At 48.3% G+C, this 24,115-nt stretch carries 25 protein-coding genes; 19 read left to right on the forward strand and 6 right to left on the reverse strand.

Annotated features, from left to right (window positions below; all coding sequences use genetic code 11):
• Nucleotides 1-29: 29 nt before the first annotated feature.
• The 5 genes from UM181_14140 (at nucleotide 30) to UM181_14160 (ending at nucleotide 4,052) form a co-directional block, all read left to right on the forward strand.
• On the forward strand, nucleotides 30-557 hold the full coding sequence (locus UM181_14140) for a DUF3833 domain-containing protein (GenBank protein WQC62442.1): 528 nt from the start codon (nucleotides 30-32) through the stop codon (nucleotides 555-557).
• Nucleotides 558-783: 226 nt separating this feature from the next.
• Nucleotides 784-1,665 carry an NAD(P)-dependent oxidoreductase gene (locus UM181_14145; GenBank protein ID WQC62443.1) on the forward strand — a complete coding sequence of 294 codons (882 nt, stop codon included), beginning with the start codon at nucleotides 784-786 and terminating at the stop codon, nucleotides 1,663-1,665.
• A gap of 108 nt (nucleotides 1,666-1,773) precedes the next feature.
• Nucleotides 1,774-2,307 (forward strand): YecA family protein, encoded by a 534-nt coding sequence (locus UM181_14150; protein ID WQC62444.1) that lies wholly within the window; start codon nucleotides 1,774-1,776, stop codon nucleotides 2,305-2,307.
• 148 nt (nucleotides 2,308-2,455) lie between these two features.
• A complete protein-coding gene (locus UM181_14155) occupies nucleotides 2,456-3,055 on the forward strand; it encodes a hypothetical protein (GenBank protein WQC62445.1) in 600 nt (199 codons plus the stop codon).
• Between the two features lie 688 nt (nucleotides 3,056-3,743).
• Complete coding sequence (locus UM181_14160) at nucleotides 3,744-4,052, forward strand: polymer-forming cytoskeletal protein (protein ID WQC62446.1); 309 nt, start codon at nucleotides 3,744-3,746, stop codon at nucleotides 4,050-4,052.
• A 47-nt stretch (nucleotides 4,053-4,099) separates the two neighbouring features.
• Here the strand turns inward: UM181_14160 and UM181_14165 are convergent, their stop codons facing one another.
• The 4 genes from UM181_14165 to UM181_14180 form a co-directional block, all read right to left on the reverse strand.
• Nucleotides 4,100-4,702 carry a nucleotidyltransferase family protein gene (locus tag UM181_14165; protein WQC62447.1) on the reverse strand — a complete coding sequence of 201 codons (603 nt, stop codon included), beginning with the start codon at nucleotides 4,700-4,702 and terminating at the stop codon, nucleotides 4,100-4,102.
• Nucleotides 4,703-4,843: 141 nt separating this feature from the next.
• On the reverse strand, nucleotides 4,844-6,130 hold the full coding sequence (locus UM181_14170; protein WQC62448.1) for an HlyC/CorC family transporter: 1,287 nt from the start codon (nucleotides 6,128-6,130) through the stop codon (nucleotides 4,844-4,846).
• Nucleotides 6,131-6,226: 96 nt separating this feature from the next.
• Nucleotides 6,227-7,171: a tyrosine recombinase gene (locus UM181_14175; protein ID WQC62449.1), complete on the reverse strand. Its 945-nt coding sequence runs from the start codon at nucleotides 7,169-7,171 to the stop codon at nucleotides 6,227-6,229.
• Nucleotides 7,171-8,700 (reverse strand): hypothetical protein, encoded by a 1,530-nt coding sequence (locus UM181_14180; GenBank protein ID WQC62450.1) that lies wholly within the window; start codon nucleotides 8,698-8,700, stop codon nucleotides 7,171-7,173. The genes UM181_14175 and UM181_14180 overlap by 1 nt, the downstream gene beginning before the upstream one ends.
• Before the next feature lie 256 nt (nucleotides 8,701-8,956).
• On the opposite strand from UM181_14180, the gene UM181_14185 reads away from it, so the two are divergent.
• Nucleotides 8,957-9,508, forward strand: coding sequence for a shikimate kinase (locus UM181_14185; GenBank protein ID WQC62451.1), 552 nt, complete (start codon nucleotides 8,957-8,959; stop codon nucleotides 9,506-9,508).
• The gene (gene aroB, locus UM181_14190) at nucleotides 9,501-10,616 is read left to right on the forward strand and encodes a 3-dehydroquinate synthase (protein WQC62452.1); all 1,116 of its coding nucleotides are present in this window, start codon (nucleotides 9,501-9,503) and stop codon (nucleotides 10,614-10,616) included. The genes UM181_14185 and aroB overlap by 8 nt, the downstream gene beginning before the upstream one ends.
• 24 nt (nucleotides 10,617-10,640) lie before the next feature.
• On the opposite strand, the gene ssb is transcribed toward aroB, so the two are convergent.
• Nucleotides 10,641-11,144 carry a single-stranded DNA-binding protein gene (ssb, locus tag UM181_14195; protein ID WQC62453.1) on the reverse strand — a complete coding sequence of 168 codons (504 nt, stop codon included), beginning with the start codon at nucleotides 11,142-11,144 and terminating at the stop codon, nucleotides 10,641-10,643.
• Between the two features lie 163 nt (nucleotides 11,145-11,307).
• Entirely contained in the window at nucleotides 11,308-12,204 is an 897-nt protein-coding gene (miaA, locus tag UM181_14200; protein WQC62454.1) for a tRNA (adenosine(37)-N6)-dimethylallyltransferase MiaA, read from the reverse strand.
• Between the two features lie 131 nt (nucleotides 12,205-12,335).
• Between miaA and pyrH the strand changes: the two genes are divergently transcribed.
• From pyrH to lpxB, 12 genes are all read left to right on the forward strand, one after another.
• A complete protein-coding gene (gene pyrH, locus UM181_14205; GenBank protein WQC62455.1) occupies nucleotides 12,336-13,067 on the forward strand; it encodes a UMP kinase in 732 nt (243 codons plus the stop codon).
• A 66-nt stretch (nucleotides 13,068-13,133) separates the two neighbouring features.
• Nucleotides 13,134-13,697, forward strand: a complete 564-nt coding sequence (gene frr / locus UM181_14210; GenBank protein ID WQC62456.1) for a ribosome recycling factor — start codon at nucleotides 13,134-13,136, stop codon at nucleotides 13,695-13,697.
• 10 nt (nucleotides 13,698-13,707) lie between these two features.
• Nucleotides 13,708-14,433, forward strand: coding sequence for a polyprenyl diphosphate synthase (gene uppS / locus UM181_14215; protein WQC62457.1), 726 nt, complete (start codon nucleotides 13,708-13,710; stop codon nucleotides 14,431-14,433).
• Nucleotides 14,430-15,221: a phosphatidate cytidylyltransferase gene (locus UM181_14220; protein WQC62458.1), complete on the forward strand. Its 792-nt coding sequence runs from the start codon at nucleotides 14,430-14,432 to the stop codon at nucleotides 15,219-15,221. Before uppS ends, UM181_14220 begins: the two co-directional genes overlap by 4 nt.
• Entirely contained in the window at nucleotides 15,218-16,387 is a 1,170-nt protein-coding gene (gene dxr, locus UM181_14225; GenBank protein ID WQC62459.1) for a 1-deoxy-D-xylulose-5-phosphate reductoisomerase, read from the forward strand. Before UM181_14220 ends, dxr begins: the two co-directional genes overlap by 4 nt.
• A gap of 18 nt (nucleotides 16,388-16,405) precedes the next feature.
• Nucleotides 16,406-17,749, forward strand: coding sequence for an RIP metalloprotease RseP (rseP, locus tag UM181_14230; GenBank protein WQC62460.1), 1,344 nt, complete (start codon nucleotides 16,406-16,408; stop codon nucleotides 17,747-17,749).
• A 142-nt stretch (nucleotides 17,750-17,891) separates the two neighbouring features.
• Nucleotides 17,892-20,186, forward strand: a complete 2,295-nt coding sequence (gene bamA, locus UM181_14235; protein WQC62461.1) for an outer membrane protein assembly factor BamA — start codon at nucleotides 17,892-17,894, stop codon at nucleotides 20,184-20,186.
• Nucleotides 20,186-20,728, forward strand: coding sequence for an OmpH family outer membrane protein (locus tag UM181_14240; protein WQC62462.1), 543 nt, complete (start codon nucleotides 20,186-20,188; stop codon nucleotides 20,726-20,728). Before bamA ends, UM181_14240 begins: the two co-directional genes overlap by 1 nt.
• 156 nt (nucleotides 20,729-20,884) lie before the next feature.
• Nucleotides 20,885-21,358: a 3-hydroxyacyl-ACP dehydratase FabZ gene (fabZ, locus tag UM181_14245; protein WQC62463.1), complete on the forward strand. Its 474-nt coding sequence runs from the start codon at nucleotides 20,885-20,887 to the stop codon at nucleotides 21,356-21,358.
• A complete protein-coding gene (gene lpxA, locus UM181_14250) occupies nucleotides 21,355-22,146 on the forward strand; it encodes an acyl-ACP--UDP-N-acetylglucosamine O-acyltransferase (protein ID WQC62464.1) in 792 nt (263 codons plus the stop codon). The genes fabZ and lpxA overlap by 4 nt, the downstream gene beginning before the upstream one ends.
• A 1-nt stretch (nucleotide 22,147) precedes the next feature.
• The gene (gene lpxI, locus UM181_14255; protein WQC62465.1) at nucleotides 22,148-22,960 is read left to right on the forward strand and encodes a UDP-2,3-diacylglucosamine diphosphatase LpxI; all 813 of its coding nucleotides are present in this window, start codon (nucleotides 22,148-22,150) and stop codon (nucleotides 22,958-22,960) included.
• Complete coding sequence (gene lpxB / locus UM181_14260; protein WQC62466.1) at nucleotides 22,957-24,114, forward strand: lipid-A-disaccharide synthase; 1,158 nt, start codon at nucleotides 22,957-22,959, stop codon at nucleotides 24,112-24,114. Before lpxI ends, lpxB begins: the two co-directional genes overlap by 4 nt.
• Nucleotide 24,115: the final 1 nt, after the last annotated feature.

The following is a 24,115-nucleotide window of genomic DNA, read 5'->3' on the forward strand; positions in this document are numbered from 1 at the left end:
AAGAGTGAAAACCATTTAAAGGGTAGTACATGTTTAAATTCTTCCAGATAATTATTGCGTCGATCATTCTTGCAGGGTGTGCCCTTAAACCATCAATAGATGACGCTAAGTTATCGGACAAAACCTTTCAACTAGAGCAGTTTTTCGATGGTAAAGTCAAAGCATACGGCCAATTTCAAGACGTGTTGGGAAATGTTAGTAGACGTTTTGTTGTTGATTTAGAGGGATCATGGGACGGTGAAGCACTTACTCTAGTAGAAGATTTTACTTATTCGGACGACAGTACAGAACAGCGAATTTGGACTTTGGCAAAGGGGGAAGGCGATACTTGGACTGGGGATGCCAAAGGAGTAATTGGTGAGGCGAAAGGTAAAATTGAGGGTGATACGTTTTACTGGGCGTATAAAATAGACTTGCCACTTCCCGATGGCGAGATGAGAGTTTCTTTTGATGATTATATGTGGCTGCTAGACGATGATAGGGTTCTCAATATCGCCTATATGTCGAAGTGGGGGGTTCCTTTAGGACAAGTCACCATCATGTTTGAGAAACTGTAATTCTATTAGATGTGTTGGCCACCAAAACAGTTGTCCAATGCCAATGTTGATTTATTTTACGTAAGCGTGTTGGGTTTTCTTTCAAGAAGTGCTGGACCTAAAGCGAGATTTCCGAACCAATCACACACTCATCATTTACAATAGTATTGATATTATAAAGCTTATTGTCAGCGCAATTTGTTATCTGTGATTGGACTAGTACGCGTATGAGATTGAGGAACTAAACATGAGAATATTATTTACTGGTGGATCAGGTAAAGCTGGAAAGCACAGCGTAAACTACTTATTCGAACAAGGTCATTCAATTCTTAACCTCGATCAGGTCAATCTTGACCATCCAAAGGTTTTGACCCGTTTTGCTGATATCACGGATGCGGGGCAAGTGTTTGATGTAATGGGTAGCTATGCAAATTACGATGAACTTGCCCATGGCACAGGCGTTCCTAAGTTCGATGCAGTTGTCCACTTTGCCGCAATCCCGCGCTTGCTTATGACGAGTGATAACGAATGTTACAGAGTTAATACTCTTGGAACCTACAATGTCATAGATGCCGCTGTGAAAATGGGTGTGCGCAAGGTGATATTCGCATCTTCTGAGACAACTTACGGAATTTGCTTTGCCGATGGTGAGGTGAAACCGGATTACTTGCCCATTGATGAGGCGCATCCGACTATTCCAGAAGACAGTTATGCAATGTCAAAAGTCGTGAACGAAGCGACTGCTCAAAGCTTTCAACGCAGAACTGGCATCGATATTTACGGTTTGCGAATAAACAATGTTATTGAACCGCACGAATATATTGAAAACTTTCCCGCTTTTATGAAAAATCCGGATTTAAGACGGCGAAATATCTTTTCTTACATCGATGCTCGTGATCTTGGGCAAATGGTTCAAAAGTGCTTACAAACGGATGGTTTAGGGTATCAAGTTTTCAATGTATCAAATGATAATCACTCAGTCGGTTTAACATCAGAAGAATTGATCAATATCTACTATCAACAGGTTCCTGTTAAACCTGATGAGGTTCCCAAAAGCTTTTATTCAAATGAAAAGGCAAAACGTTTGTTAGGATTTAAGCCTGAACATAGTTGGCGAGATTATATTTAACTTTAATTATCTTTAAGGAATCTTTGCCAGCCGGATGTGACGAAAGTACATGATACTTTCAAACGAAACGTCTAGCTCTGCGTCACACATTTGTATTAGACTTACCCGATGACGAAAAGTGTAAACTTAGATGAGCTAGAACAGTTCTTGTCTTCTGACGAAAGCCCAGAGAACTGTATGATGCTATCGGATTTAGACGGCCTTTTACACGGTGTGATTTGCTCTCCCTCTCCTGTCTCATCTGATGTGTGGATGGCAGCAGGGCTTGGGGCAGAGCTGAAAGAACTACCTGAGTGGGTCGTTAATACTCTGACTGATCGCTATATGGAGATTGCTCAAGGGCTTGCTCATGATCCGATGGTTGTAGAACCAATATTCTGGCAAGCCAAAGAAGGGCATGTGATTGCGATGGATTGGTGCGAAGGCTTTATGAAAGCTGTCAGCCTAAACCCAAAAGAGTGGCTTAGACTAAGTGAGAGCGGTAAGGATGGCCATTTAATGACCCCTATCTTGCTTCACATGATTGATGAACAGGGCAACTCAATGATGGGGATAACGCAAGACCAGTTGGACAAGGCTTTGTTTCAGGCTTCTGAGGTCATCCCAGATAGTGTGGCTAGAATCTACTTATACTGGCAATGAACAGCCTTTTCTAAGGTGAACAGACGTACTTTAAATTAAGGATAGATCTTACCTTTTGGGTTTGGTAGCGATTTCATCTTGTTTAGCGATTGGATAAACGATGCTTAAGTTGCGTCACAGTTATATTCTTAAATACAGACTACTCTGTTTGATACTTTCAGTAGGGTATTTCTTATATCAGTTCACTCAAGCTAACTATGATAACTTTGGTATTCAGTTTCGGTATCTGACTATTTGGGGTCTGACTTGCGCTATGGTGGCAACATTGCTTTTGTATAAACGTAACCGCCACGATCTTCCCGAAAGTTACTTGCCGTTTGTTTCTGCAACGGCTGTATTGAACGCTATGGTTGTTTTTCTTTATTGGAAGCTATACTTCATTGATCCCAGCTTGGTAAATTATTCAGGATCAATAGTTTGGTTTCAGGAGTACTACCTGCATATACTTGGCCCTGCTTTAATAATTCTGGACGCATTGCTGTTTAACAATTCTTTTACGCAAGTTAAGAAGGGTACCGTGGCGATCTTGGGTATATGTTTGCTTTATATCTTTTGGTCAGAAGTTGTAACAGGACCGCAAAATATTACGCCAAAGGGTACTGTGACCACCGGTTTACCGTATCCTTTTCTAAACAACATGACGTTTAGCGAGCGAGTGAACTTTTACGCGACAACTATAATCACTGGCCTTGGATTTTATGCGGCTGGCTGGGGTTTGGCGAAGTTAAAGTTAAAGTTTGTGGAATGACTGGCTCACTGCAAGCGTAGTGACCCCAAAAGGCTCCACATATAGAATGAGGGGTCCTGATTATGAGGAAGAAAGATTATTATTCATATGAGCTTAAGTACTACCCCTTAAGTTTGTTACTTTTTAGCTCTAGAGCTTATGACGTGCAGAAGCCTCTAAGTTAAAGAAGACTAACTCTTAATATTTAAACATAAACAATTAATAACACTTATGAAAACAAACACAAAATCATCTCAGCTACCCTGCAATGAGGATAGTATAGTTGTGTAGGCCTCGGTAAGCCTCATAAGTCGACATCTGATCTGACTTCGAAAAGAAAATAATATCATGCTAGCAAACAGGCTCATTGGAGTTGACGTCGAAACCACGTCGTTGAACGCAGTAATTTTGGATGCACATGGTCAAGTGCTCGAGCGATTCTTCGAAGGCTAAGACAAAGCAGAGGGTCGTGTTAAACATACCGCCATAAATGAAAATCCAATTTTAATTCAGTATATTACATCGTTATATTAAATAGAAAATGGCGCGCCCAAGGGGTAATTTCACTTGTTACGATAGCACCGAATTACTGCTAACATCTTTATATCATTTTTGTAGTTAAATTGATGATCTTTCAAATAAAAAACTTGCTATCGATGTAATAACTCCATTTATTGAAGGCTAAGTCAAATTCTGGGAGATAGGATGAATGGCTGTATCGACGATACAAAGCGATCTTGAAATTTATGGAAATATCCAAAGCCAAGGAGAGGTTGTGATTTCTGGGTCCATTAAAGGCAATGTTGCCGCAAAAGCCGTTGATGTGAAAGATAGCGGAATGATCGCGGGCAATATCACATCAGAAGAAGTGCTGACCGAAGGTAAAATTAAAGGTAAAATTAAAGCCACATCCGTAAACCTAAAGCTGACCTCATCCACCGATACGCAAATGGTAAGCAATACGCTTGTGGTAGAAACAGGGGCTGCGCTTTTGGGGAAATTCAAAATCGGGGCGTAAGCAACTGTGCTTTGGGGTATGCTTTATTTTCTGATAAAGACAGTCTTTTAATTTTTACGCAGTTCAGATCCAAGCCGCCAGGCCATCCAATCTTCTGGCGTATCAAGATCGTTTGTTGCATGCGAGCCGGGCAGCGCAATATGTTTTATAGCGTTTCTGTCTTGTGCGATCAAGGCACGGGCGCCTTGATCGCCCTTTAAGGTAGTTAAGGATTTAAAGCAGCGATTGGGAAACACCACCGGATGGCCCAGCCTCCCATCGGTAGAAATTGCTTGAGCAATTACCTCGGGGTTTTTCTGATGCGCAGCCACTAAGAGCTCAATATCCTCGCGCGTTAAGTCTGGCATATCTGCTGGAATGATCATCACACCAGAATGAATGCTCTTTTTCAACATGCTTGCGGCGCTGGCCAGCGAATAGCCCATGCCGCTTTGTGAATTTAAAATGAAGCGTCGCTCAATTGGCAGGCCAAGCAAACAAATTGATCTGGGATGGGCCGCATCTGGCAAGGCTACGATCACCTTTGCTGAGACTTGGCAAGCAAGCAGGGTTATGCGCTGAATTTGGGGCAGGCCAGAGATTTTCTGCGTCAGTTTGTCTAATCCTCGCATCCGCTTGGATTGCCCAGCTGCCAAAATGATAATCGCCATTTCCATTTAGGTTTTATACGGCATTTAACGCAAAATGTAGACCCTAGAATTCTGAGCGCGGGCTATTTGGCTGCAAAGTGATCGCTTAACCCTTACATTTACCCTTCCAAACAGGCGCCAAAATATTGGCTCGGGCAAGGTTTAGAGTGGCCTGATTTTCAATTCTGTGATGCGGTTCGCAATACGATCCGAAACTTCAAAGCGAAACCCGTGAAAGCTAAAAACCTGACCTATAATGGGTATCGTTTGCGCCTCGTGAATGACCAACCCGGCGATTGTGTTGGCTTCGGTATCGGGCAAGGCCCAATCATTAGCGCGATTTAGGTCTCGAATGGTCATCGTGCCGTCAATTACAAATTGTCCATCCTCGGTCTGTGCAATCGAGCTGGTGACATTTTCGTCAAATTCATCTGTGATCTCGCCTACGATTTCCTCAAGTATATCTTCTAACGTCAAGAGGCCTTGCAAACTGCCATATTCATCAACGATCAACGCAAAATGCGCATGTCGGAGCAAAAACTGCCGCATTTGATCATCCAATGGCGTTGTGTTGGGCACAAAATACGGCTCCATCGCCACATCTCTAATATCAAACGAGTCAAAGTTGCGCGTCGCCGTTTCTGGATTGCTCATAATTCGGTACACTGTACGCGCAAGATCTTTGGCATGGATCACACCAATTATGTTTTCGGGGTCATCCTTATAAACAGGAAGCCGCGTATAGCTGCTATCAAGGCATTGATTTAAGATATCCATCGGCGGTTGGTCTGCATTGATCATTTCAATTTTTGAACGATGCAGCATAATTTCTTCAACCGCCCGCTCAGACAGGTCAAGCGCCCCAAGAATACGATCTCGGTCTTCCTTTTCAACGATCCCCTCAGAATGCCCAAGGCTCAAGGCCCCGGCGATTTCTTCGCGCATCGCCTGATCAAGCATATGTGTATCGCTGCGCACGCCAAACAATCTGAGCACACCCCCAACCAGCCAGCGCACGGCGCTGGCGAAAGGCGAGAATAAAACAATACATATTTGGATGGGGCGGCTGACGCGGGCCGCTGCGGCCTCCGCATTTGTAATGGCGTAAGTTTTTGGCAAAACTTCTGCGAAGACTAAAATGAGAACCGTCATCACCAAAGTTGCCAGTGCCACGCCACTTTCGCCAAAAGATCGCGTGAAAACAGCCGTTGCCAAAGATGTTGCCAGAATATTAACCAAATTATTGCCCAATAGGACCGAGCCGATCAGGCGCTCATTATCTTCGGTGATGTTAAGGGCGCGTTTCGCAGCGCGGGAACCCTTATCCGCCTGCGCCCGCAATTTTCCGCGCGAGGCAGCGGTTAAAGCCGTTTCGCTGCCCGAAAAAAAGGCAGAAAGAATTATCAAGCCCATGATGGTGCTGATCGTGATCCAGAACGCGGTATCCATATCGGTTTCCGATGTGCCTTTATTCGCTAGGTTAAACTTTTATAATCTATGCAGCTTATGCTCTGTGCGTTCAAGTCGGTTTGCTGGGTAGCCGGTCTATTTGGCTTTTTTTGATGTGCTGGAAAGCGGGTGGTGGTCTAATACCAATTGTTGAAGCTGATCTTCCAGAACATGGGTATAAATCTCAGTAGTGGCAATATCTGCATGCCCCAAAAGCGTTTGTATAACCCGCAAATCTGCCCCATTCGCCAGTAAATGGCTGGCAAATGCATGCCGGATCGTATGGGGTGTGACTTGGGAAACATCTAAACCCGCGACAAGCGCCCAAGATTTAATTTTTTGATAAAACCAAATCCGTGACATCGGCGTATTGGCGTCGCGCGAGGGAAATAAGAAGCGCGACAGCGGCTTGCCATCTTTGCGCGCCTGTTTGTCTTCCATGTCGCGCAGCGCAATCCAAGCCGCCAAATGGCGTTGGGCTGCTGAGGTTAGGGGCACCAGCCGCTCTTTACCGCCTTTGCCGCGTACCAGCAGCATCTGAGGCGTCCCTCGAACCTCTGCCAATTGCAAAAAGAGTAGCTCGCTCACCCGCATTCCAGTTGCATAAAGCAGGTGCATCAAACACGCGCTGCGGCTCTGTTCCCGCAGATCTTTGCCAGCGCTTTCGGCGGTTGCAAGTAATCTATCAACATCGCTTATGCTCAGCGTTTTGGGAAGCTTTTGGCTTCGCCCTAGGCCGGTGATTTGAGCAGCGGGATTGTCGTTTCGCCATTCTTCGGTAAAGGACAGAAGAAAAAACTGTTTTATTACCGATAAACGGCGTGCTCGGGTTGCGGGGGCAAAACCCTTTTGTTCTTGGTCAACTAGATAAGATTCAATGTGCTTTTGGGTGACCTTAAGCAGTTTGTTCCGGTTTTCCTGAAGCCAAGTCGCGAAATCTCTTAAGTCACGTTCATAAGCCGCGATTGTATTTTTTGAGGCGCCCGTTTCGGCAATTTTTATTTCTAAAAAACTATGAATAAGCCCCTGATCTGTTGTCATTAATAGCCCAACTTAATTAATGAGAGCGTTGCGCGTCGTGCGGTGTCGTCAAGCCCAATGTGACGTAAGGTGGACAGCGCTTCGATTAAATCTTGGAGGTCACCGTCGCTGCCCTTTTCGAATTGTAAAGTTGCGTTCAGAATAACTTCGCCCAGCTTGCCTTGCGCCAATAAATTGCTCACTGAATATGGAATACGCGGCGTTTTATAGGCTTTTAAAATAGCCTGTTCAAATTCATTCCGAGGGGAAAAAAAGGTAAATCGGTTTAACGCAACCGCGACCTCTAAGCGATGTTTGCGCGATCGGGTGATAAGAGCTTTTGCCGCATCTTGGTAATGATCGGTCAACAACCCCATTTCATGCACCAAAACAAGATCTTGTTTTAATAGGTTGGCCGCGACGAGGCGTTTGTAAAAAAGCCGCGCGATCGGCGTTGCAAGCGCCGAAGTGCCCAAAGCGCTCCAGACAGTGCGTAGCGCAACTGATATCCGCGCAGGCGCGTTGGCCTCTAGAGCCTGTTCCAAGTCTTGGATCATGGTGACTCGGTCCCATATTCCACCTGAGGCAGGAGCTGGTTTTTTTGTTAATAAACCCAATAATTGATTATCGCTGAAAACGCCGCTTTTGCTTAAGCGTTCTGCAGCCTCTAATTGTGCTTTCCAGCCCTTATCGCCAGAGAGTTCGGCGACCGAAAAGGCCAGGGGTAAGTTATTGGCGGGCACAGGCTCACCAAAAGCTTCATATAGACGATATTCAAGCGGTGTTGGGACGCTATCGGCTGAAAAATAAAGATCGCTTATTTTTTCTGAGCCCGTTTCCAGAAAAAAATGCAACATGGCGGTTTCGCGTGGTGTTAGGCTTTGCAACGCCTCTGCGGTGGTCAACATAATATTCGCGCTTTGCCATTCCCCCCGGCGCGCAAGGCAATAAATGCGGGCGCTGTCGTTTTCAAATGCGGCCCCTAATTGGAGAACCTGTTCGCAGGCGGGTTCCAGAGCTTCACTATACATAGAAAGATCGAATAGAATGGGCACCAAAGGTGCGGGCAGGGGGGCGGCGCGTTCTAACATTGCAAGTGCAGGGTCGATGGCACCATATTGTATCAATTTTTCAAGCTTCGCCCGAAGGAAGTTAAATTTTCCGTTGCTGTCATAAGGCGCATCGCCCTCTGCCAGCATGACCCGCATAGTAAGACTTTGAATCGAAGGGTTTTGACTAACTTGGCTGGCTTCTAAAAGGCTGAGCAAATCCTGCGTTGTGCTGTTGCGCCATAGCGTCACGGGCAAACCTGTGACTTCCGGGGGCAGTAAGCCCACAGCGTCGCGTTGGATGTCTCTTAAAACCGTTACTTCAATATCGGTTGAAACGGTTGCGCTGAGGGCGGGGTTTTCGCGTAGATTCGGCGTTGAAGATAGTTTAGGGCTGCCTTTTATGCTGTGCTCTGCCAGCCAATCAATTGCCGATAACGGCGTTTCTGCATGTACGCCCAAGGGCAGCATCAAACAGAAAAGCCAAAACCTACCCTTCATTCAGAATCACCGGCACCGTTGTTAAACTTCGCGTAGGCGCGAAGGACACGCCAAAAAAAGGACCCAAATAAGCAAATAAAATCAAAGACATAAAGCTTAATATTGCTAGTAGGAAAAGCCATTTTATAAGACGGAACATGCACGAGACCTTGGTGAAAACGCAATTAACTTAATTTATACCTAGCCTTTCTTCCAATATCACGCCATTTCCTAGTCACAATTGACGTTTTTGATTTGTTTGCCAATAAGGAACAGCATGGCGCTGATATTAAAAAAACCTCTGGTCTTTGTTGGCATGATGGGGGCGGGTAAAACAGCGGTTGGTAAAGCCGTTTCACAGGTGCTGAATGTGCCCTTTCTCGATTCAGACTCAGAGCTTGAAAAGGCTGCCAACCTTACCATTCCAGAAATTTTTGACCGCCATGGAGAGGCTTTTTTCCGCAAGAAAGAAACGCAAGTCATCACTCGCTTGCTTGGCAGCCAATTATGCGTTCTTTCAACCGGGGGGGCGTTTATTTCTGAGCAAAACCGAGCAGCGATCTCTGCGCAGGCCGTTTCGGTTTGGTTAAACGTGGATTTGGATGTTTTGTGGAATCGCGTCCGTCACAAAGGCAACCGTCCGCTTTTGAAAACATCTGATCCTTTTGCCACGTTGAAGTCCTATTATGACAAGCGCCAGAGTTTTTATGCTTTGGCCGATATCGAGCTTCGATCAAACGCTTTTAATTCAATTGATGAAATGGCGTTGAAAGTGATCGCGGCGTTGCGTACGAAACCAGAGCTTATTGAGGAAAAAAACGATGCGTAAAGTGCATGTGGATCTGGGCGCGCGCTCTTATGATATTGTCATTGGCACCGCCATTATAGACGATTGTGCAACGCTGCTGCGCCCTTTATTGCATCGCATGAAAGTGGCAATTGTCACGGATGATCAGGTCGGTGCATTGCATCTTGATGCTTTGGTAGGAACGTTAACAGGCGCCGGCATCGACTGCGTGAGCCTGAACCTGCCCGCAGGCGAGGCGACCAAATCATGGGCTAAACTGGGCGACACTGTAGATTGGCTGCTTGCGCAAAAAATTGAGCGTCAAGACGTGGTTATCGCGTTGGGCGGGGGCGTTATCGGCGATCTTGTTGGTTTCGCGGCCGCAATTTTACGAAGAGGTGTCCGCTTCGTTCAAATTCCAACGTCCTTATTGGCCCAAGTTGACAGCTCGGTGGGTGGTAAAACCGGCGTGAATAGCCGCCATGGCAAAAATCTAATCGGGGCATTTCATCAGCCCAGCTTGGTTCTGGCAGATATCGGCATTCTCGACAGCCTGCCGCAGCGTGATCTTATCGCCGGATATGGCGAGGTTGTAAAATACGGGCTGCTTGGAAATGCTGATTTTTTCGAATGGCTCGAGGTGAACGGCCCTTTGATTGCTGCAGGCGATAAGGTTGCGCGCGAGGAAGCCGTTAGAACATCGTGTCAAATGAAAGCCGATATCGTGATGCGAGATGAAACCGAGCAGGGTGATCGCGCTTTGCTCAATCTTGGGCACACGTTCTGTCATGCTTTGGAAAATGCAACCGGCTATTCACAGCGTCTGCTGCATGGTGAGGGAGTTGCCATTGGCACGGCGCTGGCATTTGAACTGTCAAGCCGATTGCAGCTTTGCTCTCAGGAAGATCCCAGCCGCGTTCGGGCGCATCTCCGCCAGATGGGGATGAAATGTGATCTTAAAGATATTCCTGGCGATTTGCCCACAGCAGAGGCGCTTTTGGATCTTATGTTGCAAGATAAGAAGGTGCTCGATGGCACATTACGCTTGATACTTGCCAAAGGCATTGGTCAGGCTTTCCTTACGTCTGACGTACCACAATCGGCGCTGCTTGGGCTTTTGAAAGATGCGCTGGCTGATCGTGCAGCCTAATTTAAGGCTGCGCATATATCTATCTTAAAAGGGAATTTCATCATCCAGGTCGCGTGACGGGCTGGGTTGCCCTTGCGGCGAAGCATAGCCGCCGCTCGCGGGCGTGCCACTGTCATAACTTCCCATATCGTCATTGCCGATGCTGCCATAACCAGCGGAGGCGCCAGCATTATCGCTGCGACCGTCAAGCATGGTAAGCTCTGAGCGGTAAGGGCGCAGCACAACCTCGGTGGAATAACGATCGGCGCCGGATTGATCCTGCCATTTTCGGGTTTCCAATTGACCTTCAATGTAAATTTTAGAGCCTTTGCGTAGATATTGCTCAGCCACGCGCACCAGTGGTTCTGAAAAGATCGCAACGCTGTGCCATTCCGTTTTCTCGCGGCGCTCGCCGGTGTTTCGATCTTTCCAATTTTCAGATGTGGCGATGCGAAGGTTGCAAACTTTGCCTCCATTTGGGAAATTTCGCACCTCGGGGTCGCGGCCTAAATTTCCGATTAAAATAACCTTATTTACCGAGCCCGCCATGATGTTTCTCCTGTCGAATCTAAAACCAATCTTATTCAGGTTAGAACATTCAAAACCAGTGAAGGAAAGATTAATTGCGCGTCGCGTGTCGTGAATGGCTGTTTTAGAAGCCCATAAACGGGTTTCTGCGATGAAAGCGACGCTTTGCCGAAGGCGATACGGCTCAAAGCTGTCTTGGGTCGCATCTGCTCCAGTGATCCATTTTGCTGCGAAACCACGTGCGTTGTCGTTTGGCATATTGACGGGTCGCGATTGTGGCCTCTTCGATCGCTTTGCTTAACGACATTTCTCCGCGCAGATGCGCGATTAATTGGCGTGCTCCAATGGCGCGCGAGGCAGGCAAATCAGCGCTCCAGCTGGGAAGATTTGCCACTGCTTCCTCCAAGGCGCCTTCCTCGATCATTTTGTGAAAACGGTTTTGAATGCGCTGGTTTAACCAATCTCTATCAACATCGCATAGAAGCGTGATACATCGCCTTTCTGGCAAGAGCGGCTTGGGGGTAGAGGCTTGCCAGACGGCAATCGATTGTCCGGTGGCTTTCTGCACTTCCCAAGCCCTTTGAACGCGCATTGGGTTTTTGCAGTCAATTTGGTTTTTGGTTGCGGTATCAATCCCGCTGAGAAGCGAGCCAAAGCCATTCTTACTTATTTCTTCTTCCGCAGCTTCGCGAATTTCTGGGGGAATGGCCGGAATATTTGCCAAACCTTTTGTCAAAGCTTGAAAATAAAGCCCTGTGCCGCCGGTTATGATTGGGCGCCGCGGCGCGTTTAGCAAGGGTGTGATTTCTGCCAGCCAATGACCCACGGAATAGGCTGCGTCGGGTGCAATATGGCCGTATAAAAAATGTGGCGCTTTATCTTCATCAACGTTGGAAGGCCGAGCGGTTAATACTCGCCAGTTGCTGTAGATTTGAAATGCATCGGCGTTGAGGATCGCGCCGCCAAACCGCTCGGCTATTTCCATCGCGAGGGCAGATTTGCCGCTGGCCGTGGGGCCGGCAATCAAGATCGGGCACGTGTCCGCTTGCTGGGCAATATCTGACAGAGTAAACTTATTCATCCGGATCGCTTCACTTTTACGTCTGGGCACAGGTTTACCGGCTATTGTTCCTCGAGTGAATGTGTGATTGAAGAAAAAAATACACTTAATACAATTTGATGTTCATCTGCGCTTGTCAAAGGAGCCGTTACATGACCGAGGCCACACCGTCCCAAACAACCTATTCACGTGTCATGTTAAAAATTTCAGGTGAAGCATTGATGGGAGAAACCGGGTTTGGTTTGCATCCGCCCACCGTTGAACGCATCGCGCAAGAAGTCAAATCAGTGCATGATATGGGGGTTGAAATTTGCATGGTGATTGGTGGTGGAAATATCTTTCGCGGCCTTCAGGGCAGCGCGCAGGGTATGGAGCGGACGACCGCCGATTATATGGGCATGCTTGCCACCGTGATGAACGCCTTGGCGATGCAAAGCGCGCTCGAGGGGCTGGGGGTGTTTACGCGCGTGGTGAGTGCAATACCAATGGACCAAGTGTGTGAGCCCTATATCCGCCGCCGCGCGGTTCGCCACCTTGAGAAATCGCGCGTTTGTATCTTTGCCGCCGGAACGGGCAACCCCTATTTCACCACGGATACAGCTGCGACTTTGCGCGCAACCGAAATGGCCTGTGAGGTTATTTTAAAAGGCACAAAAGTGGACGGTGTGTATGATAAAGACCCTGTTAAATTTTCCGATGCAAAACGCTACACAGATATCACATATGATGATGTTTTGGCGAAGCATTTGGCGGTGATGGATGCAAGTGCAATCGCGCTTGCTCGGGATAATAATCTGCCGATTATTGTGTTTTCCTTAGATGAACCCGGTGGTTTCAAGGGAATACTCGCCGGAGAAGGTCTCTATACAAAAGTGTCTGATTAGGGTTACAAGACTTTTAAGATGCGGAACCGCCAGCTTGCGGTGTAACATAAATAACGAGTTTAGGGCATGGCAGACGATTTTATTTTAGATACAGATGATTTACAGCGTCGTATGGATGGGGCTCTGGGGGCTCTGCGCACAGAATTTGCGTCGCTGCGTACGGGCCGAGCCTCGGCTTCGATGCTTGAGCCAATTACAGTTGAAGCCTACGGGCAAAGAACGCCGATCAATCAGGTTGGCACCGTGAATGTGCCCGAACCGCGCATGGTAACGATCAACGTATGGGATAAATCGATGGTGAATGCCGTTGAAAAATCCATCCGTGAAAGTGGTCTTGGTATAAATCCGCAGTTAAATGGCACGATTATCATGTTGCCAATCCCGGAATTGAATGAAGAGCGGCGTAAAGAATTGACCCGTGTCGCGGCGCAATACGCCGAGCATGCACGGGTTGCGGTGCGCAATATCCGCAGAGATGGTATGGATCAGGTGAAAAAAGCCAAATCCGATGGTCTGTCTGAGGATGATCAAAAGTTTTGGGAAGATGAGGTTCAAAGCCTAACAGACACGATGATTAAAGCCGTCGATACGTCTCTTGAAAAAAAGCAAACCGAAATAATGCAGGTGTGATTGAGCAAAGATGTCTAAGGATTTCTTGCAAAACCAAGGCCCTGCCCATGTCGCGATCATCATGGATGGGAATGGCCGCTGGGCCGAGCTGCGTAAAAGACCGCGTTTACTTGGGCACTACGCCGGCGCACGCCGGGTTCGCGAAATCGTAGAAAGCTGTCCTAGTGTGGGCGTTAAGTATTTAACGATTTTTGCATTTTCAACAGAAAATTGGAAACGTACGCAATCCGAAGTGTCAGGTTTGATGAGTTTGTTTCGGCGCTATATCCAACGCGAAGCACAGAATTTGAAAAAAGAGATGGTGCGGGTTCGTTTTATAGGTGACAGGCGCCGCCTCGACAACAAACTCGTCGATCTAATGGATGAATTAGAGCTGTTGACAAGTGAAAATGATCTTGTTCATTTGACCATTGCGCTCAATTACGGCGGCCGTGATGAGGTGGCTCGTGCCACTAAGCGATTAGCATATGATGTGCAAAATGGCAGCCTTGACCCAAAAACCATTGATGAGGAAACGCTGCCAAAATATTTGGATACCTATGTTTTGCCTGATCCCGATTTGGTCATCAGAACGTCGGGCGAGGCGCGTATTTCTAACTTTTTGCTGTGGCAATCGGCCTATGCCGAATATGAGTTTATTGATACTCTTTGGCCAGATTTCAACAAAGAAACGTTTAAGCAAACGTTGGATAACTACGTGGGCCGCTCTCGGCGATATGGGGGCGTTTCAACATGACTTCCAGCACTGCTTGGGCTGATTTGCCTCTGCGGCTGGCTTCTGCGGTTATTTTACTCCTTGTTTGTGGCTTTGCGCTGTGGAGCGGAGACTTTGTGTTCACTCTGCTTCTGACTGTGATCTTATTCGTTATGCATTGGGAATTGGCGCATATGTTGACGCCTATGTCAAAGCAGGTAGGAGCCGTCAGCGGAACCATCGCGGTGCTGACGCTGATATTGGTTTTGCGCAATCCCGATAGCGTAAAAGGAATAATTTATTTGGGCTTAGGGGCAGCCTGTCAGGCTGGTTTGTATTTTCGCCTAAAATGGCAGGGCGCGTTGGCGTCTGTTTGCATATTCATGACCGTCTTTTATCTGGTTGCGCTGCGCGCATCATCGGGCTTGGAGATGATATTATGGTTGATCTCGATCGTGGTTTTGACGGATGTTTTGGGTTATTTTGCTGGGCGTGTCATTAAGGGCCCCAAATTTTGGCCGAGCGTTAGCCCCAAAAAAACATGGTCTGGTATTTTGGCGGGCTGGCTTGCTTCTGGCATTTGTGGATGGTTTTGGGTGTCTTACGGATTTTTGCCGCTATCTGCAGGGTTTGCAATTTTTTTCTCGGTGGCTTTGGCCTTTGCATCGCAAATCGGGGATATTGGAGAAAGCGCCTTAAAGCGCGGGGCAGATCAAAAAGACAGCTCAAGCCTCTTGCCCGGGCATGGCGGCTTTTTGGACCGTTTTGACGGTTTGGTAGGCGCTACAATCGTATTTGCCGCGGCCAATATGTTCATGAGTTTCGGATGAAACGAATTAGCGTATTTGGCGCAACGGGTTCAATTGGGCAAAGCACGCTTGATCTCGTGAAACGTGACCGTGAAAATTTTGACGTTCTTGCGTTATCTGGCGGGCGGAATATTGCGCAACTTGCGCAAGATGCAATTTCCACCGGAGCTCAGGTTGCGGTAACAGCCTTTGATGAGGAATATCTTGCTCTGAAAGAGGCTCTGGCCGGAACAAAAGTACAAGCAGCGGCTGGACATAATGCCTTATTAGAGGCCGCCGATCAGAGCGCAGATTGGGTGATGTCGGCAATTGTTGGCGCGGCAGGCCTTGAACCGGGGTTGCGGGCTATGCAGGCGGGGGCGGATCTGGCTTTGGCCAATAAAGAAAGTATGGTGGCAGCTGGTGCCTTAATGCACAAAACATCGGCTCAGAATAACGTGGCTTTGTTGCCTGTAGACAGCGAGCATTCTGCGGTGTTTCAGGCTTTGATGGGGGAAGGCCGCGATACTGTTGAGCGGGTGATATTGACCGCATCTGGCGGAGCATTTCGAGATTGGAGCTATGACGATTTGGCGCGGGCGACACCAGAGCAAGCCGCAACCCATCCGAATTGGAATATGGGGCAAAGGATTACGATTGACAGCGCCTCCATGTTCAATAAGTCCCTGGAAATAATTGAAGCAAAAGAACTTTTTGATTTGAACTCGGGCCAAATTGAAGTGCTGATCCATCCGCAGTCATTGGTGCATGCTTTGGTTGGCTTTCATGATGGCGGGTTGATGGCGCATGTCGGGCCGGCTGATATGCGGCACGCGATAGGCTATGCACTCTATCACCCGCATCGCAAAGCCCTGCCGATTGAGCGCTTGAACCTTGCGGAAATTGGCAGCTTGGAATTTTCAGCGCCTGATTTTAAGAAATACCCTGCTTTGGCACTGGCCTATGAGGTGCTGGATATTGGGGGGTTGTCGGGGGCGGTGTATAACGCGGCTAAAGAGGTTGCATTGGATGCGTTCATTGATCGAAAAATTGGATTTCTGGTGATGGCTGATGTGGTTCGAAGCGTGTTGGATGCGGTGTTTGGCGGATCCAATACACCGCTTTCAGAGCCGTCGCTGGAAAATATTCTTCAGATGGATCAAATCGGGCGCATGGAAGCTAACACAAAAATTCAACATTTAATGTAAATCTGACAGGATAGAAGTTTGGACGTATTTTCATTGGTTCCCGCCTTTGGTGGTTTAATTGTCACTTTGTCGGCGTTTTTTGTCGCGTTGTCAGTCATTGTGGCAGTGCATGAATATGGTCATTACATTGTCGGCCGCTGGAGTGGGATCGAGGCCGATGTCTTTTCGCTTGGGTTTGGTCCGGTTATTGTGTCTCGGGTCGACAGACGCGGTACGCGTTGGCAATTTGCGCTGATTCCGTTTGGCGGTTATGTCAAATTTAAAGGCGATAAAGACGCTGCCAGCGGGGCAGACAGCGATCGTTTGAGCCGTTTGGATGAAAAGCAACGTCGCCAAACGATGCATGGAGCGCCGCTCTGGGCGCGTACCGCAACGGTCGCAGCGGGCCCTGTGTTCAATTTTGCATTATCGCTTATTTTGTTTTCTGCAATTGCGCTTTGGCAGGGGCAAGTTCGATCACCGCTGAGCATCGGGTCACTGTATGAGATCCCGTATGCGCATCAAATGCAAGTCGGGGATATCGTGTTGGCAATCGATGGACAAACCGTTCCCGATTTTGCAGATGAAACGGCTCTGTCTAGTTTTTGGTCAAACCTATCAGATGCGGAAACCTATGAATTTATCATTCGGCGAAATGAACAAGAGCTGGCTTTGCCAGGCCCAAACATAAATATTGCGCGCGTGTCTGCGGTGGTGCCACGCTCGGCGGCAGCGCAGGCCGACTTGCGATCGGGCGATGTCATCACTCGCATTGATGGCGCCTCAATTTTAACGTTTGATAGTTTAAAGCAAGCGGTGGAAGGATCTGCTGGAGAAACTTTGGCCGTTGAAGTGTGGCGCGCAGGCGCGACGCGCCAACTATCTCTAACCCCACGGCGGGTAGATGAACAAACCGACGAAGGCTTTAGCGCGCAATGGCGCATCGGCGTGATGGGAGGAGGGTTCTTTTTTGAACCACAAACCAGCACGCTTCCTTTCGCATCCGCCGTAACATCAGGGGCAGACGCAACTTGGCGCGTAATGAAAGGCTCGCTTTCTGGTTTTTATCATGTTGTGACAGGGGCAATAAGCAGCTGTAACCTTTCAGGACCGATCGGGATCGCTGAAACCTCGGGTCAGATGGCGCGGCAGGGAGGCGATAGTTTCATTTGGTTTATCGCTGTACTCTCTGCTGCGGTGGGATTGATCAACTTGTTTCCTGTTCCAGTTTTGGATGGTGGGCATCTGGTGTTTTTTGCTTTTGAGGCGGTTATCGGCCGCCCTCCAAGTGCCTATGCCTTAAATGTATTGATGACGATTGGTTTGGCTTTGGTGCTGGGCTTTATGGTGTTTGCCCTCGGAAATGATCTGCTTTGCCCCTAAAATATCCGCGAAAAAAGGGAGCAGAAATGTGGTGTTTTTTAAAAATACACGTTACACAAATTCAAGATGAAGTTGGTGTGAATGTTTGGTACCACTAAGACAACCCGCGGGTTTAACTTTGAGGTCACAGTAAGGAATGAAGATGAAGCGATTTTTTGGAATTTTTATTGCGGCAATCATTAGCATCGGATCGACTGTCTGGGCTCAAGAGTTTAACTTTTTTTCAATCGAAGTGGATGGTAATCGCAGGATAGAAACGTCAACGATTATCAGCTATGCCAATCTTCCGATTGGGAAAACTGTTTCGGCCTCTGAAATAAGCGCGGCTTATCAAGAGGTGGCGGACTCTGGTTTGTTTGAAGATATCGAATTCATTCCGCAGGGGCGCCGATTGGTCATTAAGGTGCAGGAATATCCGACGATCAGCAAGGTGGCTTTTGAGGGCAATGATAAGCTGAAAGACGATGTGCTTGCGCAAATTGTCAGCGCAAAATCACGGCGGGTGTTCAACCCGATGAAGGTTGAAGAAGACAAAGAGCGCATCGCTCAAGCTTATGCGGATATGGGGCGCTTGGCGTCGCGGGTAACGCCCAAAATCATTCGCTTGCCAGACAATCGTGTGAACCTGGTCTTTGAGATTTTTGAAGGTGGCGTTGTTGAGATAGAACGCATCGGCTTTGTTGGCAATAAATCCTATAGCGATCGCAAGCTGCGCAATGTTTTGAATACCAAACAGGCTGGATTGCTTCGATTGTTGGTGCAAAGAGATACGTTTATCGAAGATCGGATTGAATTTGATAAGCAGGTATTGACCGATTTTTATCAATCGCGAGGGTTTGTCGACTTTGTGATCAATGGGGTGAATGCAGAGTTCTCTGAAGAGCGCGACGGATATTTCATCACCTTCAACATACAAGAAGGCCAACAGTTTAACGTTGGCGCGGTGGCTCTTGTCTCCGAGCGTTCGGATGTTGATGAAACGGTTTTTTCAGAGGCGTTAACGCTTAAACCGTCTGTGATATATTCGCCATTGGCTGTCGAGGATGATATTGCGCGTTTGGAGCGTTTGGCGGTGATGGAGGGCGTAGATTTTTTACGCGTGACGCCGCGCTTGAAGCGTAATGATACAACGCGCACACTGGATGTGACCTTTGTTTTGGACCGTGGCAAGCGGATCTTTATCGAACGCATCAATGTGTCTGGAAATACGTCTACTTTGGATAACGTCATCCGTCGACAATTTCGCGCTGTGGAAGGAGATCCTTTTAATCCGCGCGCGCTCAGGGCAGCTGTAGATCGCATTCGCCGTTTGGGATTTTTTGATCCCGTGAACGTGTCAACACGCGCAGGGAATAAGCCTGAAACGGTGATCATTGACCTTGCGGTGGGTGAGAAACCAACAGGCAGTCTGTCTCTCGGGGCGGGGTATTCTACAGCTTTGGGTCTGGGCGGTATTATCGAATATCGTGAACGTAACTTTATCGGCCGTGGTCAAGGGCTTAATTTTAAAATTCAAGGTGGCTCTGACAACACAACGTATTCTTTTGGTTTTATCGAGCCCGCCTTTTTGGGCAATGAGCTGCAATTCTCGTTGAATTTGGCCTATGAAGAAACCAATCAACAAAATTCAACCTATGATACAAAATCTGTAAATTTCCAACCTGGCATAAGCTATCCGATAAGTGATTTCTCTCGCTTTGGACTTCGCTATACGTACACCAGTGATGAAGTGTCAGGCGATACCGTGACCTCAATCATCGGAGATGAATTTGAGCAGGGCAGGGTCAATACCTCAGGCGTGGGGTATACATTCGGTTACGATACGCGGCGCGTTGGTCTCAACCCTACAGCGGGAGTGTTGCTTCAGCTGAGCCAGGATTTCACGGGGCTTGGAGGGGATACAACAAGCGTTAAATCAAATTTGAAATTGCAGGGCGAACAAAAAACATTCGGTGAAGAGGTTACGTTATCGGCCACGTTTGAAGCGGGGGACTTACGTTATTCAACGGGCCAAAGCCGCGTGAGCGATCGTTTTGCGCTTGGCAGCCGGGTTATGCGTGGGTTTAATCCAGGTGGGGTCGGTCCGCGCGAACGTAGCAGCGATGGTTCTGGGACCATCAATGATGCTTTAGGCGGTGAACAATTTGCCGTTGCGCGGTTTGAAGCCGAGTTTCCCATAGGAATTCCAGAAGAATACGGGATTACGGGCGGGGTGTTTTACGATGCTGGCAGTCTTTGGGGCTTACCAGTTGAGACAAGCCCGGACAGCGCAAACACAGTCTATTACAATGCTGCGATACTGCGCCAAGTTGCCGGCGCGACTGTGTTTTGGGCCACGCCGATCGGACCTTTGCGGTTTAATTGGACGCGCGCGATCCAAAAAGAAGAATTTGATGAAGCGAATAATTTTGAGTTCACATTATCAACGCGGTTCTGATGAACAGGTTTAGAATAGGCTTTTTCAAGAAGTTTTTTCTTTTGCTGCTGCTCGCAGGCCCCGTATTGGGTCAGGCTGGCGCGCCTGCTGGCCAACAGGTGGTGGTGGTTGATTTCGACGAAGTGTTTCGAACCACGCTATATGGCCGCCGTATTATCGCAGAATTTCAGCAAGCAAACCAAGTTCTGAGCGATGAATTTGAACGCATCGCAGAAGAATTGGTCGCCGAAGAAAAGAATCTAAGTGACCTGCGCGGGAGCACTGAGCCTTCTGCTTTTAAAGAAATGGCGCTGGCCTTTGATCAAAAATCGACTAGATTGCGCCAAGAGCAGGAAGACAAACGGGTTGAGCTGAAACTTGCTGGCGATGCGGCGCAATCCGATGTGCTACAACAATTTGGGCCGATTTTTGTACAAATCATGCAAGAGCGCAACGCGACTATCTTGTTGGAAAAGAAGCAAGTGGTGTTGGTTATTGCCTCTGCAGATATCACCAAAGAAGCTATCCGCCGGATAGATCAAGAGCTTGGAGATGGCCGATAAGCCACGTTACGCTAAGTCCATAAATCCTTTTAGGTTGTTGGTGTTTCCTTTTTGTTAAGAGCTCGTGTGTTGGGAAAGAAAATCGCAGGGTACTTGTGTTGGGCTTGAAGGGTTGCTAGCTAGATTTTGATAAAAAGAACAAGATAGGGGCGAAACATGGCAGATTCTGGAACTGAGGCGGATATCCAATTAATCCAACGTATTTTGCCGCATCGCTATCCGTTTTTACTGGTGGATCGCGTCACTGATATCGTTGGAACCGCCTCCGCGCTTGGGCATAAAAACGTCACGATGAATGAACCGCAGTTTCAAGGCCATTTTCCAGGTACGCCGATTATGCCCGGGGTTCTGATGGTTGAGGCGATGGCACAAACGGCGGCGGTTATGGTGGGCAGCACGCTGGGATTGGCAGATAAGAATATGCTGATTTATTTTATGTCGATCGATAATTGTAAATTCCGTCGTAAGGTTGGGCCTGGGGATCATCTGGAGATGCAAATCACAACGTTGCGCGGAAAAGCAGGTGCAAAAGTTTGGAAGTTTTCAGGCCGCGCTAGCGTGAATGGCGAAATGGCCGCGGAGGCAGAGTTCACAGCCATGATGGACCTTTCTAATGCGGTGCCGTCGTGAGCGATACATTTATTCACCCCAGCGCCGTTGTTGAGGATGGGGTTGAGCTGGGCTTAGGCTGCCATATCGGGCCGTTCTGTCATGTTGGAAAGGATGTTTCTTTAGGTGATCGCGTGGTTTTGAAAAGCCATGTGGTTGTGACAGGGCGCACAGATATAGGCGATGACACTACTGTTTTTCCTTTCGCAGTGTTGGGAGAAATTCCGCAGGATAAAAAATTCAAGGGCGAGCAAACGCGGCTGCTTATCGGGGCCCGCAATTGTATCCGCGAGCATGTAACGATGAATACGGGCACCGAAGGCGGCGGTGGGATCACTCAGGTTGGCAGTGATGGATTATTTTTGGCGGGCTGTCATGTTGCGCATGATGCACTGCTTGCGGATCGGGTTATCGTTGTAAACAATGCAGCGATCGGTGGGCATTGCATAATAGAAGATGATGTTTTGGTGGGGGGCTTGGCGGGTATTCATCAATTTGTGCGTATTGGTCGAGGGGCAATTATTGGCGCCCTAACCATGGTGACCAATGATGTTATTCCCTATGGCCTGGTGCAAGCGCCGCGGGGGCAGTTAGACGGGCTGAACCTTGTTGGCCTTAAGCGCCGCGGCGTCTCGCGCGGGGATATAACCGCGTTACGAGCCGCGTTTCAAATGTTGGCGCAGGGCGATGGAACCTTTCAAGACCGTGCGAAACGGTTGGGCGATGAAACCGATAGCGATTACGTCCAGCATATTGTTGATTTCGTAACGGCCTCTTCGGATCGTTCTTTTCTCACCCCGGGTGAGTGATATGTCGGGGCGCTTGGCGATCCTAGCAGGTTCGGGCGTGTTGCCAACGCTGGTGGCTCAGGCGCACCCGCAGGCCATGTTTTGTGGTTTTCAACACCTTAGCTATGATCGGCCCGCACATGCGATTGATCTCTTTTCCTTGGAACGTTTGGGGGCGCTGTTTGACAGCCTGCGCGCCGCTGGCGTTACTAGGGTTGTTTTGGCCGGTGCAATGCAACGACCCGCGTTTGATCCTGAGCTGTTTGATGTGTTCACGCGCACCATAATTCCTGATCTGTCAAAAGCCATGCGGCAAGGGGATGATTTCTTATTACGCTTTGTGATTGGCTTGTTTGAAAACCAAGGTTTTGATGTTGTTGGCGTGGATCAACTTATACCAGAAATTACCGCAGAGCCGGGCCTGATATTGGGGAAAATGAACAGGGATTATACGGATGAGGTCCAAAAAGCAGATCATGTATTGAAATCACTCGCTGCTGTAGATGTGGGCCAAGGGGTCGTGGTGGAAGCAGGGCAGTTATTGGCAATAGAGACGCTGCAAGGGACGGACTTTATGTTGAACACGGTCGCAAACACAGCGGCTGCGTTGCGTAATAGGGAACGTGGGGTTTTTGTTAAGCGGCCAAAAGACGGCCAAGATTTACGCGCGGATATGCCCGCGATCGGGGTGGATACCCTGTCACATGTTGCTGCTGCAGGGCTTGCTGGTATTGTCATTACGCCGGGAAAAGTTCTTCTGCTTGAACGTGAGAAATTGGCACAACGCTGTTCTGAGTTGACTATTTTTCTTCATGCCCGTGAGAACACGCAATGAAGGTCTTTTTGCTCGCGGGCGAGGCCTCTGGCGATAAACTTGGGGCTGCGTTGATGGCTGGTCTTCTCAAACACATGCCGAATAGGCCCGAGTTCTACGGGGTCGGCGGACCGTTGATGGAACAGGCGGGCCTAAAAACTTTATTTCCAATGTCTGATATCTCTTTGATGGGAATTTCAGAGATCTTGTCAAAATACAGGTTTTTGAAAAGGCGCATTGCAGAAGCGGCGGATGCGGTGATCGCAGGCGAGGCGGATGTGTTGATTACAATTGACCTGCCTGAGTTTTCGCTGCGTCTTGCCAAAGCTGTTCGACGCAGGAAGCAGGTTCCGAGTGTTCATTATGTTGCGCCAACGGTTTGGGCCTGGCGGCCAGGGCGCGCGCAGAAAATGGCGCCTTTCGTGGATCATGTTTTGGCGCTTTTTCCATTTGAGCCGCCCTATATGCAGGCCGCGGGTATGAGTTGTGACTTTGTGGGGCATCCCGTGGTAAACGATCCGTGTGCCACGCGCGGTGAAGCCCAACGGTTTCGCGCAGAAACGGGTATTGATGACGCGCCAATGATCCTTTGTTTGCCCGGATCACGCGGTTCAGAGATAAAACGTCTGGCGCCTGTGTTCGCAAAGGTGGTCGAAAAACTGCACGCAGCACGCCCTGATTTGAAGTTTGTATTGCCCATGGCGGCGTCGGTTGTAACGTTGGTAAAAGATCAGATTGCAACCTGGCCGGTTAAGCCGTTTCTAATTGAACCACGCTCAGATGTGCACGCCTACAGCCAAAAACGCGCGGCGTTTCAAGCGGCAGATGTCGCCCTTGCGGCCTCAGGGACCGTAGCTTTAGAGCTTGCCGCCACGCAAACGCCTATGGTGGTTGCCTATGATATGGGGTTTTTGTCGCGGCAAATCATTGGACGCATGTTAAAAGTTGAAACGGTGAGTTTGGTCAATTTGATTACAGATAGCAAATCTATCCCCGAATTCATCGCCGAAAATTGTCGGGAAGAGTTGATCACGCCAAGCGTTTTAAAGGTGCTTGACGATCCAACGGGCCAGATCCAAGCTATGCAAAGCACAATGCAGGCACTTGGACAAAACGGTCACCCACCTGGTGAACGGGCGGCGCAATCGGTAATTAAATTTCTAGCGGCCCAATAAT

Source organism: Alphaproteobacteria bacterium US3C007 (assembly GCA_034423775.1).
Classification (GTDB): Bacteria; Pseudomonadota; Alphaproteobacteria; order Rhodobacterales; family Rhodobacteraceae; genus Thalassovivens; species Thalassovivens spotae.

Bases quoted from the DNA above. Each gene is read 5' to 3' on its own strand.
- UM181_14140 (WQC62442.1), top strand. From the start codon at position 30: ATGTTTAAATTCTTCCAGATAATTATTGCGTCGATCATTCTTGCAGGG.
- UM181_14145 (WQC62443.1), top strand. From the start codon at position 784: ATGAGAATATTATTTACTGGTGGATCAGGTAAAGCTGGAAAGCACAGC.
- UM181_14150 (WQC62444.1), top strand. From the start codon at position 1,774: ATGACGAAAAGTGTAAACTTAGATGAGCTAGAACAGTTCTTGTCTTCT.
- UM181_14160 (WQC62446.1), top strand. From the start codon at position 3,744: ATGGCTGTATCGACGATACAAAGCGATCTTGAAATTTATGGAAATATC.
- UM181_14165 (WQC62447.1), bottom strand. From the start codon at position 4,702: ATGGCGATTATCATTTTGGCAGCTGGGCAATCCAAGCGGATGCGAGGA.
- UM181_14170 (WQC62448.1), bottom strand. From the start codon at position 6,130: ATGGATACCGCGTTCTGGATCACGATCAGCACCATCATGGGCTTGATA.
- UM181_14175 (WQC62449.1), bottom strand. From the start codon at position 7,171: ATGACAACAGATCAGGGGCTTATTCATAGTTTTTTAGAAATAAAAATT.
- UM181_14180 (WQC62450.1), bottom strand. From the start codon at position 8,700: ATGAAGGGTAGGTTTTGGCTTTTCTGTTTGATGCTGCCCTTGGGCGTA.
- UM181_14185 (WQC62451.1), top strand. From the start codon at position 8,957: ATGGCGCTGATATTAAAAAAACCTCTGGTCTTTGTTGGCATGATGGGG.
- aroB (WQC62452.1), top strand. From the start codon at position 9,501: ATGCGTAAAGTGCATGTGGATCTGGGCGCGCGCTCTTATGATATTGTC.
- ssb (WQC62453.1), bottom strand. From the start codon at position 11,144: ATGGCGGGCTCGGTAAATAAGGTTATTTTAATCGGAAATTTAGGCCGC.
- miaA (WQC62454.1), bottom strand. From the start codon at position 12,204: ATGAATAAGTTTACTCTGTCAGATATTGCCCAGCAAGCGGACACGTGC.
- pyrH (WQC62455.1), top strand. From the start codon at position 12,336: ATGACCGAGGCCACACCGTCCCAAACAACCTATTCACGTGTCATGTTA.
- frr (WQC62456.1), top strand. From the start codon at position 13,134: ATGGCAGACGATTTTATTTTAGATACAGATGATTTACAGCGTCGTATG.
- uppS (WQC62457.1), top strand. From the start codon at position 13,708: ATGTCTAAGGATTTCTTGCAAAACCAAGGCCCTGCCCATGTCGCGATC.
- UM181_14220 (WQC62458.1), top strand. From the start codon at position 14,430: ATGACTTCCAGCACTGCTTGGGCTGATTTGCCTCTGCGGCTGGCTTCT.
- dxr (WQC62459.1), top strand. From the start codon at position 15,218: ATGAAACGAATTAGCGTATTTGGCGCAACGGGTTCAATTGGGCAAAGC.
- bamA (WQC62461.1), top strand. From the start codon at position 17,892: ATGAAGCGATTTTTTGGAATTTTTATTGCGGCAATCATTAGCATCGGA.
- UM181_14240 (WQC62462.1), top strand. From the start codon at position 20,186: ATGAACAGGTTTAGAATAGGCTTTTTCAAGAAGTTTTTTCTTTTGCTG.
- fabZ (WQC62463.1), top strand. From the start codon at position 20,885: ATGGCAGATTCTGGAACTGAGGCGGATATCCAATTAATCCAACGTATT.
- lpxI (WQC62465.1), top strand. From the start codon at position 22,148: ATGTCGGGGCGCTTGGCGATCCTAGCAGGTTCGGGCGTGTTGCCAACG.
- lpxB (WQC62466.1), top strand. From the start codon at position 22,957: ATGAAGGTCTTTTTGCTCGCGGGCGAGGCCTCTGGCGATAAACTTGGG.